The sequence below is a fragment of the Cetobacterium sp. 2G large genome, assembly GCF_014250655.1.
In the GTDB taxonomy this organism is placed as follows: domain Bacteria; phylum Fusobacteriota; class Fusobacteriia; order Fusobacteriales; family Fusobacteriaceae; genus Cetobacterium_A; species Cetobacterium_A somerae.
In genome coordinates this window covers 266,869-285,287 of record NZ_JACHTH010000007.1, presented here as the reverse complement: position 1 = coordinate 285,287, position 18,419 = coordinate 266,869, and the positions used below count along the sequence as shown (strand labels likewise).

At 28.1% G+C, this 18,419-nt stretch carries 9 protein-coding genes; 5 read left to right on the top strand and 4 right to left on the bottom strand.

The annotated features are described in order from the left end of the window. Positions 1-36: 36 nt before the first annotated feature. Positions 37-1,683 carry an alpha,alpha-phosphotrehalase gene (treC, locus tag H5J23_RS11930; RefSeq protein ID WP_185892439.1) on the bottom strand — a complete coding sequence of 549 codons (1,647 nt, stop codon included), beginning with the start codon at positions 1,681-1,683 and terminating at the stop codon, positions 37-39. Then, a complete protein-coding gene (locus tag H5J23_RS11925; RefSeq protein WP_185892437.1) occupies positions 1,676-3,610 on the bottom strand; it encodes a fructose-specific PTS transporter subunit EIIC in 1,935 nt (644 codons plus the stop codon). The genes treC and H5J23_RS11925 overlap by 8 nt, the downstream gene beginning before the upstream one ends. A gap of 217 nt (positions 3,611-3,827) precedes the next feature. Here H5J23_RS11925 and H5J23_RS11920 point away from each other — a divergent pair, with 217 nt between their 5' ends. Next, positions 3,828-5,930, top strand: coding sequence for a BglG family transcription antiterminator (locus tag H5J23_RS11920; RefSeq protein WP_185892435.1), 2,103 nt, complete (start codon positions 3,828-3,830; stop codon positions 5,928-5,930). Between the two features lie 82 nt (positions 5,931-6,012). Beyond that, positions 6,013-7,695 carry an FAD-binding protein gene (locus H5J23_RS11915; protein WP_185892432.1) on the top strand — a complete coding sequence of 561 codons (1,683 nt, stop codon included), beginning with the start codon at positions 6,013-6,015 and terminating at the stop codon, positions 7,693-7,695. Between the two features lie 28 nt (positions 7,696-7,723). Here H5J23_RS11915 and H5J23_RS11910 read toward each other — a convergent pair whose 3' ends face one another. Beyond that, positions 7,724-8,617, bottom strand: a complete 894-nt coding sequence (locus H5J23_RS11910) for a LysR family transcriptional regulator (protein ID WP_185892430.1) — start codon at positions 8,615-8,617, stop codon at positions 7,724-7,726. A 167-nt stretch (positions 8,618-8,784) separates the two neighbouring features. On the opposite strand from H5J23_RS11910, the gene H5J23_RS11905 reads away from it, so the two are divergent. Next, entirely contained in the window at positions 8,785-10,479 is a 1,695-nt protein-coding gene (locus H5J23_RS11905; RefSeq protein ID WP_185892428.1) for a flavocytochrome c, read from the top strand. Between the two features lie 183 nt (positions 10,480-10,662). Here H5J23_RS11905 and H5J23_RS11900 read toward each other — a convergent pair whose 3' ends face one another. Further along, entirely contained in the window at positions 10,663-15,717 is a 5,055-nt protein-coding gene (locus H5J23_RS11900; protein ID WP_185892425.1) for an autotransporter outer membrane beta-barrel domain-containing protein, read from the bottom strand. A 214-nt stretch (positions 15,718-15,931) separates the two neighbouring features. Here H5J23_RS11900 and H5J23_RS11895 point away from each other — a divergent pair, with 214 nt between their 5' ends. Beyond that, positions 15,932-17,431 (top strand): sugar ABC transporter ATP-binding protein, encoded by a 1,500-nt coding sequence (locus H5J23_RS11895; protein ID WP_185892423.1) that lies wholly within the window; start codon positions 15,932-15,934, stop codon positions 17,429-17,431. 10 nt (positions 17,432-17,441) lie between these two features. Then, the gene (locus H5J23_RS11890; protein WP_211231174.1) at positions 17,442-18,407 is read left to right on the top strand and encodes an ABC transporter permease; all 966 of its coding nucleotides are present in this window, start codon (positions 17,442-17,444) and stop codon (positions 18,405-18,407) included. Positions 18,408-18,419: the final 12 nt, after the last annotated feature.

The window sequence follows — 18,419 nt, the reverse complement described above, 5'->3', positions numbered from 1 at the left end:
TAAAAGTTGTAGATATTATTCTACAACTTTTTTAAATTAATTTTTTTTATATAATATAATTGCGTCATAAGGTTTTAAATTTAAAATTCCATTATTATTGATAAATTCAGTATTTGAAAGAAGGCATCTATATTCATTAATATTTTCATTAGATAAATTAATAGTTTTTTCCTCGCTAAAATTTGTAATAACAATGATATTTTCATTTTTAAAACTTCTTTTGTAAATATATATATTTTTCTCTTCTAGTAGAAGAGGTTTGAAATCTCCATGAGAAATAACTTTATATTTTTTTCTAAGTTGTATAAGCTCTTTGTAATAATTTAAAATACTATTTCTATCATCTATTTGAGACTTAATATTGATTTTTTTGTAATTTTGGATTACTTTAATCCAAGGATTAACTTCACTAAAACCAGCGTTTGTAGTGTCGTCCCACTGAACTGGAGTTCTTCCGTTGTCTCTAGAACGAGCTTGGATTACTTTTAGAGCTTCATCTTCTGTTAGTCCTTTTTCTTTTAAAATTCTATAGTAGTTATGAGACTCAACATCCTTAAAAGTTTCAATATCTTCAAAGTAAGAGTTGGTCATCCCAATCTCCTCTCCTTGATAAATATAAGGAGTTCCTCTTAGACAATGAGTTAATGTTGCTAACATCTTAGCTGATTTATTCCAATTTTTTTGGTCATCTCCTAATCTAGAGACAACTCTCGGTTGATCATGATTACACCAGAAAAGCGCTGTCCAAGCGTGATTATTTTGCATTCCCAATTGCCATTCATTTAAAATTGATTTTAACTCTTCAAAATCTGGAGCTTGTAAACTCCATTTATCTTTATTTTTATAATCTATTTTTAAATGATGAAAATTAAATACCATAGAAAGTTCATTTTCATTTTCACCAGCGTATTTAACGCAGTTTTCAAGAGTTGTAGAAGACATTTCTCCTACAGTTATAACCTCTTTATCGCTTCCAAAAGAGTCAATATTTAGCTCTTTTAAATATTCATGTATTTTAGGACCATCGGTGTAGAATCTTCTTCCATCTCCAATATTATCATCTTCATATATAAATGGTTTAGAAATAAGGTTAACAACATCAAATCTAAATCCTTTAACCCCTTTATTCATCCAAAATTTAACTATTTTTTTCATTTCATCTCTAACTTCAGGATTTTCCCAGTTAAGATCTGCTTGAGTTTCGTCAAATAAATGAAGATAATGCATTCCAACTTCTTTAGAGTATTTCCAAGCGTTTCCACCAAATTTTGATTCCCAATTAGTAGGAGGAATTTCAGGATTTTTACTCTTTTTAAAAATGTAATAATCTTGGTATTTTTTCTCTCCTGCTAATGCTTTTTTAAACCATTCATGCTCTGTTGAAGTATGATTAAAAACCATATCTAACATTAATTCTATTCCTCTTTTTTTAGATTCTTTAATTAACATATCAAAGTCATCCATAGTACCATAAGTAGGATCAATATTATAGTAATCTTCAACATCATATCCGTTATCTTTTTGTGGAGAGATGAAAAATGGTGTTATCCATAAATAATCTACTCCTAAATATTTTAAATAATCTAATTTTTCAATAATTCCTTTTAAATCCCCAACTCCATCATTATTACTGTCTTTAAATGATTTAGGATATATTTGATATACAACTTTATCTTTAAACATTCTCTTTGCTCTCCTCTTTTCTTAAAGAAATATTCATTATTGCTATAAACAATGAACCTATAAATATTGATAAGATGTAAATTGGCCAATTTTGAACTGCAAACCATCCATAAAACCCAGATATTGGAAGAGGATTATTTGCACCTAGATAAACAGCTAAAGCAGCAGCTAGAGCAGAACCTAAAATAGTTGATGAAATAACTTTTATTGGAGATTCAATGGCAAATGGAATTGCCCCCTCTGTAACACCAACTAATCCCATTAAAATAGCTGATTTTCCAGCTTCTTGTAAAGCTAAACTATATTTCTTTTTAGATAAAATAGTTGCAAATCCTAATCCTAAAGGAGGAACAACAATTCCTATCATTGCAGCAGTATTTGGAACAGTTATTCCCGAAGCTACTAAAGCTAGGGCTGTTGTAAGAGCGGCTTTATTAATAGGTCCTCCTAAGTCAGCTCCCATCATTCCACCAATAATTGCAGCTAAAATCAGTCTGTTAGAACCATTCATTCCCATTAGCCAAATTTCAAGAGATTTATTTAAAGTTGCAACAGGGTCTCCAATTACATAAATAATACTTAGCCCAGTTATTAAAACAGCACAAATAGGTGCTATAAATATAGAAGTAACTCCTGAAGCAAATGCTGGTAATTTGACTTTTTTTATTATTATTTTTGTTGAATAACCAGCTAAAATACCAGCAACAAGAGCTCCTAAAAATCCTGAGTTAGAATCTGCAGCTAGTAGTCCACCAACAAATCCTGGAGCTATAGCAACTTTATCACCAATAGCAAAAGCTACATATCCACCGATAAAAGGTAACATTAAACTTAAAGTTTTTCCACCAAGTTTGTCTAAAGTATGAAGTAACCTAACTAATGGTTCGCTAGATTGAGCATAAGAACTATCCCAAATGTTTCCAATCTCAAAGAAAGAAGCTCCAATTCTAGATAATCCCATAATAACAGCTCCAGCAACAACTAAAGGAAGCATATACGAAATTCCTGTTAAACAAGCTCTTTTAATCTCTTGAAGGCTAAACAGTTTATTAGAATTTTCATTTTTATCATCAGTATTATTTTCAGATTTTATTTGATTAGCTTCAATAATTCCATCAGGATTATTTAGAGCTTCTAATATAGTTTCTTTACCTTTTTTTAGTGGTACAGCAACTCTTGTTTGTATATATTTTTTTCCAATAAATCTTTCTTTTTCTTTAACAGAAACATCAGTTGCGAATATGATGGCATCAGCTTTTGTTATAAGTTCTTCAGAATGTCTTCCCTCAATTCCACGAGCTCCTTGCTTTTCCACACAAATATTTATTTGTAACTCTTTTGCAGCTTTTTCCAACGCCTCAGCAGCTAAGTAGGTGTGAGCGATTCCAGTAGGACATGCAGTAACGGCTAAAACCAATGGTTTATCTTTAAAATATTTGTTTTCATTAGTATTTTCGTTTTTTTCCTCCTCAATAGAATAAACTATATTTAAAAGTTCTTTAGTAGTTTGAGAATTTTGTAAATCTTGTATAAACCCCTCTTTCATAAAAGAAGTTGTAAGTTTACTTAAAATTTCAATATGACTTGATCCCTCTTCTTTTTTAGGAATTGCAATTAAAAAAACTAAATTAACTTCATTATCTTCATCAACTGATTCCCAAGTGGAAATAGGATTTTTCAATCTAGCAATGGCAATAGATGCCTCTTTTACGCATTCGTCTTTTCCGTGAGGAATGGCTAATCCTTCTTCTAATCCTGTAGGTGATGATAGTTCCCTTTCCATAACTGTTTTATAAAAAATCTCTTTAGAAGTGATTCTTCCATTATCATAAAGTTTATCAACTAAAACTTTAATAATATCTTTTTTATCTTTTAAATCAAGATTTAAAAGAACTAAATTTTCGTTTACTAAATTTTTAAAATTCATTTGTTTCTCCTTTTAATTAAAACTTTTTGAAAAAATTTGATTTAATACCCTATAAATTAGAGTATCAATTTTATAGTAATTTGTAAATTTTCTATTTTTTTCACAAAAAAATGAAATTTTTTGTTTAAAAAGTACGTTTTTTGATTCTTTAGTGTTATAATTAAATTGAATTGATTTATTTTTATAAAATTAACAAGTTATATTTTTTCAATTTTTTTTGAAAAATAAGGAGGAAAAAATTAATAAAAGAATTATTTCTATTTTAGAATTATTAATTAAGCAAGAAAAAATTATTACTATCAAGGAATTGAGTTTAATGTTAGATGTTAGTGATCGAAGTATTCGTTATGATTTAGAAACAATAAATGAATATTTAGAAAAAAACAGTTTGTCAATTATCAATAAACTAAGTAAAGGTGTTTTAGAATTTCAAAAGACCTCTTTAATAGAATTGTTAAGAATACTTAATAGTACTAACTCTTTTTCTAAAAGCGAATATCGAGATGAACTAATTCTTATTAAAATAGTTTTTGAAGAAGAGATTAATATATCAGATTTATGTGAAGAGTTTGATTTAAGTCGTTCAAGTATAAAAGTGACTTTAAAAAATAGTGAGGATATACTTGCTAACTATAACTTAAAATTAGTTTTAAATCCTCAAAAAGGTTTAAAATTAGTTGGAGAAGAAGAATCTATTAGAAAAATACAATTGAAGTTGTTAAATCAGTTTAAATATAACTCTGAAATAATAGATTTTAAATTAGAATTTTTTAGAAAGAGCTTGAATAAATACTTTAAAAATATAAACATTAATCAAGTTAAAGTGTTTATTAATTATTTAATCAACTCTCTTAATAAAGTGATTTCTGATGAAGCATACAATATTTTAATTAACTACACATTTGTACTTATTAATAGATTAAAATATAAGAACTGTTTAACTACTTGCAAAAATGAAAACTTTTTTTTGAATACCTTAGAGTATCGTCTCGTAAGTAAAGCAGTTTCACTAATTGAAGTTTCAGAAAATATTAGTTTAAATCGATATGAACTTATTAAATTTACAGATTATCTTTTAGGAAGTCATAGTTACTCAACAAGTTTTTCTATATATGAAAACTGGATAGAGATAGAGATTTTAGTAAAAAAAATAATCAGATATTTTTCTGAGGCGATAGAAATTGATTTAAATAGCGATAATATATTGTTAGAAGGGCTAATTAATCATATAAAACCAACTATTTATAGAGCAAAAAATAATATTGAACTAGAAAACTCTATAGTTGATGAATTTTTAAAAATTGATAGAGTTATTTTTGAAAAAACTAAACTATCTTTATCTTATCTTGAAGATTTTTTAAACAAATCTATTTCCGATAACGAAATTGCATTTATAGGCGTGCATTTTAAATCGGCTATGGATAGAAATAAGTCCATAAAAAAAGAATTGAAAAACCTTTTAATAGTTTGTGGATTAGGATTTGGAACATCTAAGTTAATTGCTCAACAAATAAAAAATAGGTATGATGTAAATATAATTGGAACGATTCCTTTGAATCAATTAGATAAATATTTGGAAAATAAAAATGTAGATATTATTATTACAAATATAAATAATATAGATGTGAACTATTTGGAATTTCCAGTTATTGTAGTTAATACTTTATTAAATGGAGAAGATTTTTCAAATCTTGATAAGTTAGATTTTCCAAAATATGAGAAAAAAATAACTTTAAGTAATCTTATGAGAATTATAAAAGAGGAAACAGAGATTAAAAATGAAAAAGTTCTTATTAATAAATTAAAAAATGAGTATGATGATTTGATAATTGATGATTTAAAAGAAAATTACAAACCTCTTTCCTCATTTTTATTAAAAGAGAGTATCTCCTTAGACTGTAATGTATATACATGGGAAGAGGCAATTAAAGCTTCTGGAAAATTATTAGAGAAAAATAATTGCACTTTATCATCATATACAGAGGACATGATAGAAGCTATAAAAATTAATGGTTCTTACATAGTAATGGATAATTTAGTAGCCTTACCTCATGCTAAAAATAAAAATAATGTATTGAAAACAGGAATGTCATTAACTATATGCTCATCACCTGTTGAATTTCCTGGAAAAGTATTTGCAAAATATATACTAGCTTTTTGTTCATATGATGGAAAAGAGCATCTAGATGCTTTAGTGCAATTTGTAGAATTGTTAAAAAAATATGAATTTGATAAAATTTTATCAACTACACAATCTCAAAAGAAAATAATAGATACAATTAAAAAGTATGAATTTCTAAGTAATTTTGGTAAAAAGTAGAATATGTGAACTAAAAACTTGTTTTAATGTGAAAAAAGTGTTATTATATATCGAAAAACACACACAGGGGGATAAAAAATAAATGAACAAAAGAATCATACTACTAGTAGCATCATTACTAGTTTTAAGTCAAGCAACACTATCAAAGGAACGTACTTTTTTAACAAAGGCCAATGGGTATTCTGGTGAAATAAAGTTAGAGGTTATAGCAGAGGGACAAGAAGTTAAAGATATAAAAGTTGTATCACACAATGAAACAGTTCCTGTTATGACAAGAGCTTTTCCTATGCTAAAAGAGAGAATTTTAGAGGCTCAATCACCAATAGTAGATAGTGTTTCTGGAGCAACGCATACATCTACAGCTATAAAAAGAGCGGTAAATGATGTTTATAAACAACTAGGAAAAGATTATGGAAGAATTACAGCAAGAACAAAAGGACCTGAGTTACCAGTTGCCTATTTAGAGCCTGTATCTACAGATCTTGTAATTGTAGGAGGAGGACCAGCTGGATTAGCAGCAGCTATATCAGCAAAAGAGCAGGGTCTAAAAAATGTAATTTTAATTGAAAAAATGGATATGCTAAGTGGTAATGGAAAGTTTGATATGAACTTCTATGATTTAATAAATTCAGAGGCTCAAAAAGCTAATGGAATGAATGATACAGTAGAAAGTTTAATAAAGGACAACACAAATCCAATGGATACACCAGAACGTACAAAAACTCAAGCTGAAGGAGCTTTTGTTTTAGATAAATGGTTAAGAGAGATGGGGATTAAATTAAATTACCATTATGGAAAAAGAGGGCACATGGCTGAAAAGAATGTGTATGCTGGTGAAGTTATACAAGATAAAATGGAAGCTAGAGCAAAAGAGTTAGGAGTAGATATTCGTACTTCAACAAAAGGTTTAGATTTAATTATAAATAACGGTGTTGCAACAGGGGTAAAAGTTCAAAATAAAAATAATTTTTATGATATAAATGCAAAAGCTGTAGTAGTTGCAACAGGTGGATTCTCAGCTAATCCAGAGTTATTAGCAAAATATGCTCCAGGAACAGAGAAATTACAGCACTCAAATCAAATTAGTGCTACAGGAGATTTAATTCCAGTATTTGAAAAAAATAATATTCAATTAGCTAATTTAGAAGTAATGAATCTGATACCATTTATTTTAGGATCAACAAGAGATTTAGCAGGTCCTAATGGTGATGGAATGATGTTAGTTAATATAAATGGAGAGAGATTTACAAAGGAACATATAACTAAAGATGAAAGAATGGATATGGCTAAAAAGATGTTAGCTCAACCAGAAGCTAAAGTGTTCTATGTATTTGATAAAAAGTTATATGATTCGAGCTATCGTTTACAAAAACATACGAAAAAAGGATACCATTTAGTTGCGAACTCAATAGAGGAGTTAGCAGAGAAAATGGGAGTACCAGTGGCAACATTTAAAGAAACAGTGGTAACTTATAATAAAGGAGTACGTGGAGAGGTAAAAGATCCATTTAGAGAGGCTAAAGCAAAAAGAGAGTTTGATATGAGTGGACCATTCTATGCAGTTTTAGTTGAGCCAGCTGTTCATATGACAAGAGGTGGAGTTGTAGCTAACGAGAAAACTGAGGTTATTCAAAATAATGGAGAAATAGTGAAAGGACTTTTTGCAGCTGGAGAGGTAACAAGTACAAGTGCAGCATATAGTGCTTCTGTAATATTTGGACGTGTAGCTGGAGAAAATGCAGTAAAGTTTATAAATAAAAAATAGAAATAAATAAGAACCACGAAAGTGGTTCTTATTTTATGTTCATATGAATAAAATCAATTAATTGTAATTCTACTTCGTTTAAAATTTTATCCTGTCTATAAACTACAGCAAATTTTCTGAAAATTTTTTCCTCTTTTATTGAAAATACATTTAAATCCTTTTTCCAATCTCTGTGATTTAGACTCATATTTGAAGCAAAACCGATTCCTAAACCAACATGTACAAATGATAGGATAGTTTCCTGTGTTTCAGCTTCTAAAAATATTTGTGGGAAGAGATGGTTATTATAAAATAATAAATCTATTTTTTCTCGAGCCTTAATTTTTTTAGAAGGAAGTATAAATTGTTCATCTTTTAATTTTTCTAAAGAGATTTCACCATTTTCTGAAAGATTAGAATAATATTCAGTTTTAGGTGTTATTATATAAGTTTCTTCATCACAAAACTCTTTAAAAGAAAGAGTTTTACTAGTAAAAGGTAATGACATTATTGCAATATCTATATCTCCTTTTTCCAAAAGTTTCTCTAACTCTTTAGCATACTTTTCAACTATGAATAATTTGATATCAGGATATAGCTTTTTCATTTGAGAAAGAATATTTGGAAGTATATAGGGACTCCTAAAAGGAGAGATTCCTATTTTTAAAGTTCCAGAAAATACTTTGGTACTACTATTTATATCTCTTATCATTTTAGCTTTTAAATTTAATAACTCTTTAGCATTTTTTATAAAAATTTCTCCAGCTACTGTTAATTTAATAGGATATTTATTTCTATCAAATATTTTCATATTGAGTTCATTTTCAATGGTTGATACATATTGACTTAGAGCTGGTTGAGATATAAAAAGTTTTTTAGCAGCTTTAGAAAAACTTTTTTCCTCTGCAATTACTATTATATAGTTCAATTTATTTAAATCCATAAAATCTCCTTTTAAAATTTATATAAAATATTTTTATATAAACTGTAAACTTTATTAAAATATCTTATAAAGATTATATAGTATTTCCTATTGGATAATCAATAAAAAAGAAAGTATAATATATTGTATACAAAGTAGAAATTTATAAAAGGAGTGAAATTAAGGGGATGTTAAAAAAGAGTTTAATTATGTTATCTTTAGTGTCAAGTTTAGTTATGGCGTCTAAAGAGGAGTTTGTAGGAAGTGGAAAAGGGTATAACGGTGATATTAAGGTTAAAGTTTCTGTAGAGAACAAAAAAATAACTGATATTGAAGTAGTTAAACACGAAGAATCTGGATTTACAAGAAGAGCTATGAAAAAAATTAATGATGAAATTTTAAGCTCACAATCATTAGATATTGATAATATAGCAGGTGCAACTTATACAAGTGAGGGAATAAAAGAAGCTGTGGGAAAAGCTATTGCTTCATCAGGAGTAATATTAAATAAAGTCGCTAAAAAAGCTACAATAAATGAAGAGTTAAAAGACTTGGAAACAGATATTGTTGTTGTAGGTGGTGGTGGAGCAGGACTTTCAGCTGCTATTGCTGCAAAAGAAAATGGAGCTAGAGTAATTTTACTAGAGAAAATGCCTATGGTTGGAGGAAATACTAATTATGCTACAGGTGGAATTAATGCAGCAGATACAAGTATTCAGAAAAAATTAGGAATAGAAGATTCAGCTGAATTATATTATAACGATACAATGAAGGGTGGTAAAAATCTGAATAATCCATCTCTTTTGAAAAAATTAACAGAAGAATCTAAGTATGCTATCGACTGGTTAATTTCTAAAGGTACTGATTTAACAGAGGTATCATTTTCTGGAGGACAAAGTGTTAAGAGAATACATAGACCTACAGGAGGAAAAGCAGTAGGACCTGTTATAGTTGATGCACTAAATTCTACTCTTGAAAATATGGGAGTTGAAACTAAAACAAACAATAGAGTAGTAAAAATTTTAATGGAAAATAATAAAGTAAGCGGAGTATTAGTTGAAAATAATGGTAAAGAGTATAAGATTAATGCAAAAGCTATTATTATGGCAACTGGTGGATTTGGAGCAAATGCTGATATGGTTAGTGAATATAATCCTAACTTAAAAGGATTTGGAACTACAAATAACCCTGCAATTACTGGTGAAGGAATAAAACTTATTCAAGAAGTTGGTGGAGATGTTGTAGATATGAAACAGATTCAAACTCATCCTACTGTTGTCCATCAAACGCCTAATATGATTACAGAGAGTGTAAGAGGAGAGGGAGCGATTCTTGTAAATAGAGATGGAAAAAGATTCATAAATGAGTTAGAAACAAGAGATGTTGTTTCTAAAGCTGAGTTAGAGCAAAAAGGAAAATCAGCTTTTCTTATTTTTGACCAACAAACGAGAGAGAGTTTATCTGCTATAAATGGTTATGTAAAAAAAGGATTAACAAAAGAAGCTAATAATATTTCAGAATTATCTAAAATTATTGGAGTAGATTCTAAAGAGTTAGAAAAAACAATAACTAAATATAATAGTTTTGTTAAAAATGGAAAAGATTCAGATTTTGGGAAAAAGGGATTACCTAGAGAGATAGTAAAAGCACCTTTTTATGCAATAGAAGTTTCACCAGCAATACACCACACAATGGGTGGAGTTAAAATAAATGAAAATGCAGAAGTATTAGATAAAAATGGAGATAAAATCCAGGGACTTTATGCAGCAGGAGAGATAACTGGTGGAGTACATGGTGGTAATAGAATAGGTGGAAATGCTGTTACAGATATAATTGTATTTGGAAAAATAGCTGGAGAAAATGCAGCTAAAGAGGTAAAGTAAAAAATATAAAATTAATAAAGTGGACTATTTTTCCACTTTATTAAGATTTCTCTAAAATATATAAAAATGGATATTTAAAAAGGGATGATCAAAAAAAATCATCCCCTAAAAAATATAAAATATTACTCTAAATTTTTTAGAGTTTACACTAAATGTAGAAAACTCCCAAAGTTTAATAAGTTTTTAGAATTGATATCCTAAAGAAACAACAACTTGAGTATCTCTAGTATTTTTACCAAAGTTATAATCTAATTTTACTCCATAAGAATACCCTAATTGATTAGAAAGTTCTCCTCCAATAGACAACTTTCCTTTATTTCCACCGAAATCAGGACCTTGAATTTCAAATTTAGATCCATTTTCAAAATAAGCATCTAAGTTTTTATTAATATCCCCTCCAATATAAGAGTAACCTATTCCAGTAAATAGACTACCACTAAATCCTTTATAACTATAAATGTTTTTCTTAAAATCAATTTCAAAACTTCCCTCAAAGATATTAGCAGTTTCTTTACTAACACTTAGCGCCATAGTTTTATTATTTTCAGATAAGCTTTCTTGAGATAAATAATTATAATTGAAACTTAATTTTGGTTCTAAAAAGAACTCATCGTTAATTAAATAAATGTATTTACTTTCTAATAAAAAGTTTAATCCATCTAAATCATAATTTTTATCAAAAGTGAAATAATCAACATTGTTAGTAACAGATCTTTTTGCCTCATATCTATCTTTTTGATAACCTAAAGCTCCTAAAAAATTTAAATTTCCAATAGTTTTTCTAGAAAATAATCCAAAATAAAAATTATCACTTTCTAATTTAGAAGAGTTATCATCAAGTTTGATATTACTTTTTCCACCACCAAAATTTAATCCAAATGATGCATTTTGACTTATTCCATATTCACCAGAAGCAAGTAGCCCACTTTGGTTAGAATTGTGAGAGTAATCTCCTTTAAAATTATCGTAGCTACCAATAACTTTTCCAGTAACATTCCATTTTTCTTTTATAATAATATTATTTAAAGATGTAATCCCATTATTCCAGGCATCTATAAAATTTTTACTAGATTTAATAGAGTAACTATATGGAGTTTTGTACTTAGTTTGATATAAAATTGATTCTAATTCCTTTTCATTTCCAAGTTTCGTAGAGTTTAAATCAGAAATGAATCCTGATGATATAAGACTATCATAAATATTTTTATAATCATTACTTATTCCTATATTATCTAATGATTTCATAGAAAGCTCTAAAATATCTTCGTTTACTTTTGAAATATTATAGATAAATTGAGAAGTTGATATGTTATCATCAAGTAAATCAATATTTGTTCCTGATAAATTTAACTCATATTTTCCAGAGTTATTAATTTTAATATTATCACTTTGAATAATTAATGTTCCTCCATCTTGAGCAGAAATAGTATTTCCTGAGATACTATCTAAAGAGTGTTCACCATTTTCATTAACTCCTAAAATTAAAGTAGAGCCAGATGGAATATTTATATCACCAATATTAGAATTTTTTAAACTATATAAAGTTGTAGATGATTCAGATAGAATTTTTGCATTATGATCCAAATAAACAGTTCCTAAAAAATAGTTATTATCAAAATTTTTAAGAGTTGCTTTTACAATTGTTAGACTATCCTTTTCTCCAATAGTAATTGAATCATTTCCATTTCCTCCATCTATTATAGCAGACGAAAGTAGTAGATTAGCAGATGATGAATCAATGCTTAAGTTATCATTTCCGCTTCCTAATAAAATATTACCTTTTATAGACGTTGAATCTTCTATTTTAATATCATTTATAGAATTATCATTTCCGATAATATCACCGGCAATTTCAGAATTAGATAAAGATATTGAGTTATCACCACTTAAAACAATATTTCCTACAATATTTCCATTAATACTTTTTAAATTTGAACTATTTAGATTAAAAGCATTTTCCAAGCTATTAACGGTTCCAGTGAAGTTAATACTAGAGTTTTTACCAACTTCAATAGCATTTTTTCCAGCATTGATAGTTCCTGAAATTAAAAGTTCACTATCGCTATTTTCAACTTTTAAAAGATATTTATTGTTATTTTCAACAAAATTTTCCCCTTGATTTAAAATACCCTCTAATTTATTTCCTGTTATAGTAATTGTATCATTACTTTTAAATATCTCATCTTTTTCAATGCTTATAATTTCATTTTCAACAACTTCTCCAGAAGAAATAACAATTTTATCCTGTGAATTAACAACTAAACCATTATTAATTAATGAACTATTTTTATCAACATTTAATATATTATTTAAATCCTTTTGAGTTATATTTATATCAGTAAAATCTTTAAGTTTTATAGTTCCACTATTTGTAACAGTAGCTCCATTTTCTCCTTTCATAGCAATACTTTTATCTTGAAGATTTAGAGAGATTAATCCAGAGTTAATTATTAAAGAGTTATAACCATTAGCAAGCATACCAATAGCATTTTCTCCAATAATATCGATAGTTCCACTATTCATAGCTTCACCTTGGCTCTGTAAGACAATTCCTTTTGAGTTTTCTCCTTCAATAGATATATCACCATAGTTATTAATTTTAGATGACTTCATCGAGTAATCTCTTTGAATGTTTTCTAACATTTTAATAGCATTAGAACCTTTTCCGTTAACTTTAATTTCGGCATTTTTAGATATATTTACAATCGATGTAGAATCATATACAATACCAAAAGCTTGAGGATCATTCACATGAATCTTCCCAGTATGATTAACTTCTGAACCATTTATAGCATAAATACCGTAAGCACCTTTACCTCTTGTATGAATTTTTCCATTATTATTAACAATAGAGGCAGATGAAAAAATACCATAAGCAGAATCTCCATGAGTTTCAATATTACCATTGTTAGTAAATTCAGCTTTTTTAATTTCAGTTTCTTCTAAGATAATTCCAAGTTTATTAGCTAAATCGATAGTTTCATCATTAGCTATATGGCTATCTAAATAAACACCATAAGCAGAATCCCCTTTAGTAATGATATTTCCATTTTTGTGATTTATAAAGGTAGCTTTGTCATCATTTTTAGATATTAAATATTTGTATTTTTCTTCACCATTAAGTTCATATTCTATTTCGTCAGAGGAGTATGTCATAGATATAACTTTTATGCCTTTGGCTTCATCCCCAGTAGTTTGAATTTTTCCTGAATTTTCACCAGTACCAGAATAGTTTATAGCAATTCCAGATGCTTCAACTCCATCAGTAGATATATCTCCACTATTTATAACATTATTTCCAGAGAATATATTTATTCCGTGTGTAAAATCACCATAGGTTTCAATAGTACCTGTATTTAAAACTTTACAATCGTTGCTAGCATAATCATCTTTATAATCGTAAACTACAGTTTCTAAAACATCAGAATCAGATTCTACTTTTCCAAGAAAAATACTTCTAAAAGCATTCATACCATATGCTTTAAATCCTTTAGATGAATCCTTTTTATCACCAGTTAAAATAGTTCCATGATTCTCAAGTGAAGCTCCATTGAATGCTCTCATACCATAAGATTTTTCACCTAAAGTTTTAATAAGTCCCGATTTATGATTTATTCCAATTATTTCCTTACCATTTAAATGAATGCCTCTAGCTTTTATACCAGTAGTTTCAATTCTTCCATAGTTTTCAATTTTACCACTATTAAATCCAGCAATACCTCTAGAAGTATTTCCTTCAGTGGTTATGATTCCAGATTTTCCATTTATAGCTATTGAATTATCTATTTTCATACCATTAGCAAAATTTCCTAAAGTTGATATAGAACCGTTGTTTTCAATAATACCTTGCCAAGCATCCATACCATTAGAATTATTACCAGTAGTTAAAATACTTCCATTATTTAATCCTTTAGCATCGTTTCCGTTAACAGTAATTCCTTTAGCACCTTCGCCTTTAGTGATAACTTTACCCAAATTAATAGCAATACCTTCGTCAGTTAAAGAGTTTTTTTGAGAACAAATTCCATTACCATTTAATCCTTCAGTTTCGATAACTCCATCTTCATCATTAATAGCAATACCATTATTTCGTATTCCAAAAGCAGCTTTACCAGTAGTTTTAATATTACCATTATTTAAAGCTTTAGATGTATTTTGAATGTCAATTCCAGAATTGACATTATGATTATTAAAAGCATCTCCATTAACTTCAATAAGTCCCGTATTTTCGAATTGAGAATTATGGTTTACTAGAACTCCCATAGAGCTTAATCCAGTAGTTTTAATATTACCACTATTTTTTCCCTTGCTATAATTATTTAAATATATTCCAACTGCAAAATTACCGTTAGTAGTAATATTTCCATTTGTTTTATTTAAAAATTGAGAGTTTTCTATTTTGACTCCTGTTCCGTAATCACCAGTAGTTTTAATTATTCCATCATTAGATGAAACACCATTCATTTGAGTATAAATTCCAAAACTACTATTACCAGTAGTTAAAATAGTTCCTTCGTTAATAAACGTAGACTTTCGTTGGTTATTAATACCAATAGAATTTTCGCCCTCAACAATGATACTACCTTTATTTACAGCATAGGCTTCTGTATCTGGAAGCTGGTTTCCATTAATATCGTTTTGATTAGATAAAGATATTCCACTAGCACCATCATTTGATTTAACAGTAATCTCACCATTGGCTTCGTTTATAACAGTAGCTCCATTACTAAAAACCCCATTAGCAGATAATCCTGTAACAATAATTTTACCATTATTTGTAACAAAACTTTTTCCATGTGCAGCTATAGCAGTACCAAAAGTTTTTCTATTATTTGAAGTTTCAACACCTTCAATAATGATTTTACCATTGTTTGTGATATTACAGTTATCTCCATAAATTCCTTGAGCCATATTAGAATTTGGAAGTTCTTCAGATGGTGTTTTTATATAAAGTTCTCCATTTTCACCGTTTATAATATTGCTCGAATATCCCCATAAAATACCACCTATTTTATCGATAAAGGATATTTTACCATTATTTAAAAAATAATCACCCTTTTCAACATTTATAAAAGAATAGCTTGTATCTTCTGGACCAAATTCAAAGTCTTCAGTGTTTACAATAAAATCAGTTGCAAAACCCATACTACCAGTTATCAAAAATGAAACTAAAAATCCTAAACTAAATTTAATTTTCTTTTTTAAAAATCTTTTTAGTAATTTTTCTTCATTATACAATTTTCAATTCCCCCCTTATATAATATTATTAATTCAACATTATATGTTAACATAAGTATAAAAAAAAATTCTATTAGAAATTTTTTTTTTATTTTTTAAAAAAACTTCCAAAAGAAAATAATAAAATAATAAATAGTTCCATATATAAAAAATTGACAAAATAGTCTTAATAAAGTATATAAAGATACTGAAAATAAAAAATAGGGAGGAGTGAATGGAAAGTTATCTATTAGAAGCTAAAGATATTAGAAAAATTTTTCCAGGAGTTGTAGCTTTAGATGGAGTAAATTTTTCATTAAAAACTGGAGAGGTTCATGCTCTTTTAGGTGAAAATGGAGCAGGAAAATCGACTATGATGAAAATTTTTTCAGGTGTTCATCAAAAAGATGGTGGAGAAATATATATAAAAGGAAAAAAAGAGGAGATAAAATCACCGATACATGCAGCAGAGCTAGGTATTGGGATAATTTATCAAGAGCTAAATCTTTGTCCTCATCTTTCAGTAGCAGAGAATATATTTTTAAGTAGAGAGTTTGTAAATGGAGTTCGTCTAGATAGAAAAAAAATGGAAGAGGAAGCTGGAAAGCTTTTGATTACATTGAAATCTAATATAAATCCAAAGGAAAAAGTTAAAAACCTTTCAATATCAAATCAACAAATTGTAGAAATAGCAAAAGCGTTATCACAGAATGCAGATATTATAATAATGGATGAGCCAACTTCATCTTTAAGTGAAAGGGAGATTGCTCAACTTTTTGAAGTTATAAAAGAGTTGAAAAAAGCTAAAAAAGGTATTGTTTATATATCACATAAATTAGATGAATTAAAAGAGATAACAGATAGGGTTACTATATTTAGAGATGGAAAATGGGTTGTAACAGATAAATTTAACAATTTAACTTTAGATGAAATAATAGCTTTTATGGTTGGAAGAAGTGTAGATGAAAAATTTCCAAGAATAGATGTGAAAAGAGGAGTAGATAAAATTTTAGAGATAAGAAATTATTCTAAAAATAACTATTTTAAAGATATAAGTATGGAACTTTATGAGGGCGAGGTTTTAGGAGTCGCTGGATTGGTTGGAGCAGGAAGAACAGAACTTTGTAAAGGGATTTTTGGTGCTTATGGAAAATGTTCGGGAGAAATCTATATAAATGGAAATCAAGTTAATATCTCATCTCCAATGGAAGCTATAAAAGAGGGTATATCTTATATCGCAGAGGATAGAAAAAAAGAGGGTCTTGCCATAAATATGAGTGTTGTTCAAAATATAAGTTTTCCAATACTAGATAAAATAAGTTCAAAAATTTTAGGTAAAATAAGAAAAAAAGAACTTTTAGAAAAAAGTGACTCAATGGTAGAAGCGTTAGCTATAAAAACACCTACAGTTTATCAAAAAGTAAAAAATCTTAGTGGAGGAAATCAACAAAAGATTGTAATAGGAAAGTGGCTTTTAAATAATCCTAAAATTGTTATATTTGATGAACCAACTAGAGGAATAGACGTAAATGCAAAAATTGAAATCTATAAGATAATAAATCAATTAAAAAAAGATGGGATAGGGGTAATAGTTGTATCTTCGGAACTCCCTGAGATTTTGGGAGTTACAGATAGAATAGTTGTTATGTGTAATAAAAAAATTCGTGCAAATTTAAATACAAGAGAGACTACTCAAGAGGAGATAATGCACTACGCTACAAAATTTAATGATTAAGGAGGGTAAAGTGAGTACAAAAATTGGAGTACTAAAAGAGGTTAGAGGAAAAGTTGGAGAGGAAAACTTTCAGATTTTATCAGTATTAAGTGGATTAGTGGCAATGATGATATTTTTTTCAATGGCATCACCATATTTTTTTACAATGAACAATATGATGACAGTAGCGTTACAAACATCAATTATAGCTATAATAGCTATTGGTCAAACTTTTGTACTTATAACAACTGGAATAGATTTATCAATTGGATCAAATATGGCTATAGCTGGAATAGTAACATCTCTTGCTTTAGTTAATGGAGTTCCAATGATAATTGCTATTATGTTAGGATTGATAACTGGAATTATATCTGGTCTTATAAATGGATTACTAATAGTTTTAGGTGATTTACCACCATTTGTAGTAACTTTAGGAAGTATGAGTATAGTTAGAGGATTGGCTCTTGTAATAACTAATGGAATACCAGTTAGTGGATTACCAAAAGCTTTTAGATATATTGGAAATGGAAAAGTTTTAGATGTCCCATTTTCTGTAATTATTATGTTTTTATTAACAGGTATATTTGGTTTTATTCTTTCTAAAACAAAGCTTGGAACACATATATATGCATGTGGAAGTAATATTGAAGCGGCTAGATTATCAGGAATAAACACAAAAAAAACATTGATTCAAGTTTACGTATTTTCAGGATTTTTAGCAGCGTGTTCTGGAATAATATTAGCCTCTAGAATAGCTTCAGGACAACCAAGTGCAGGGATGGGATATGAACTATTTGCAGTAGCTTCAGCTGTAATTGGAGGAACAAGTTTAGCTGGAGGAGAGGGAATAATAACAGGAACACTAATTGGAGCTCTAGTAATTGGAGTTTTAAGAAATGGATTAAATTTAATGGGTGTTTCAGCATTTCTACAAGAGATTTTAATTGGAATAGTTATTATATTAGCAGTATTTGCTGATAGAATTAAAAGAAAATAAAAGTTAATTGAG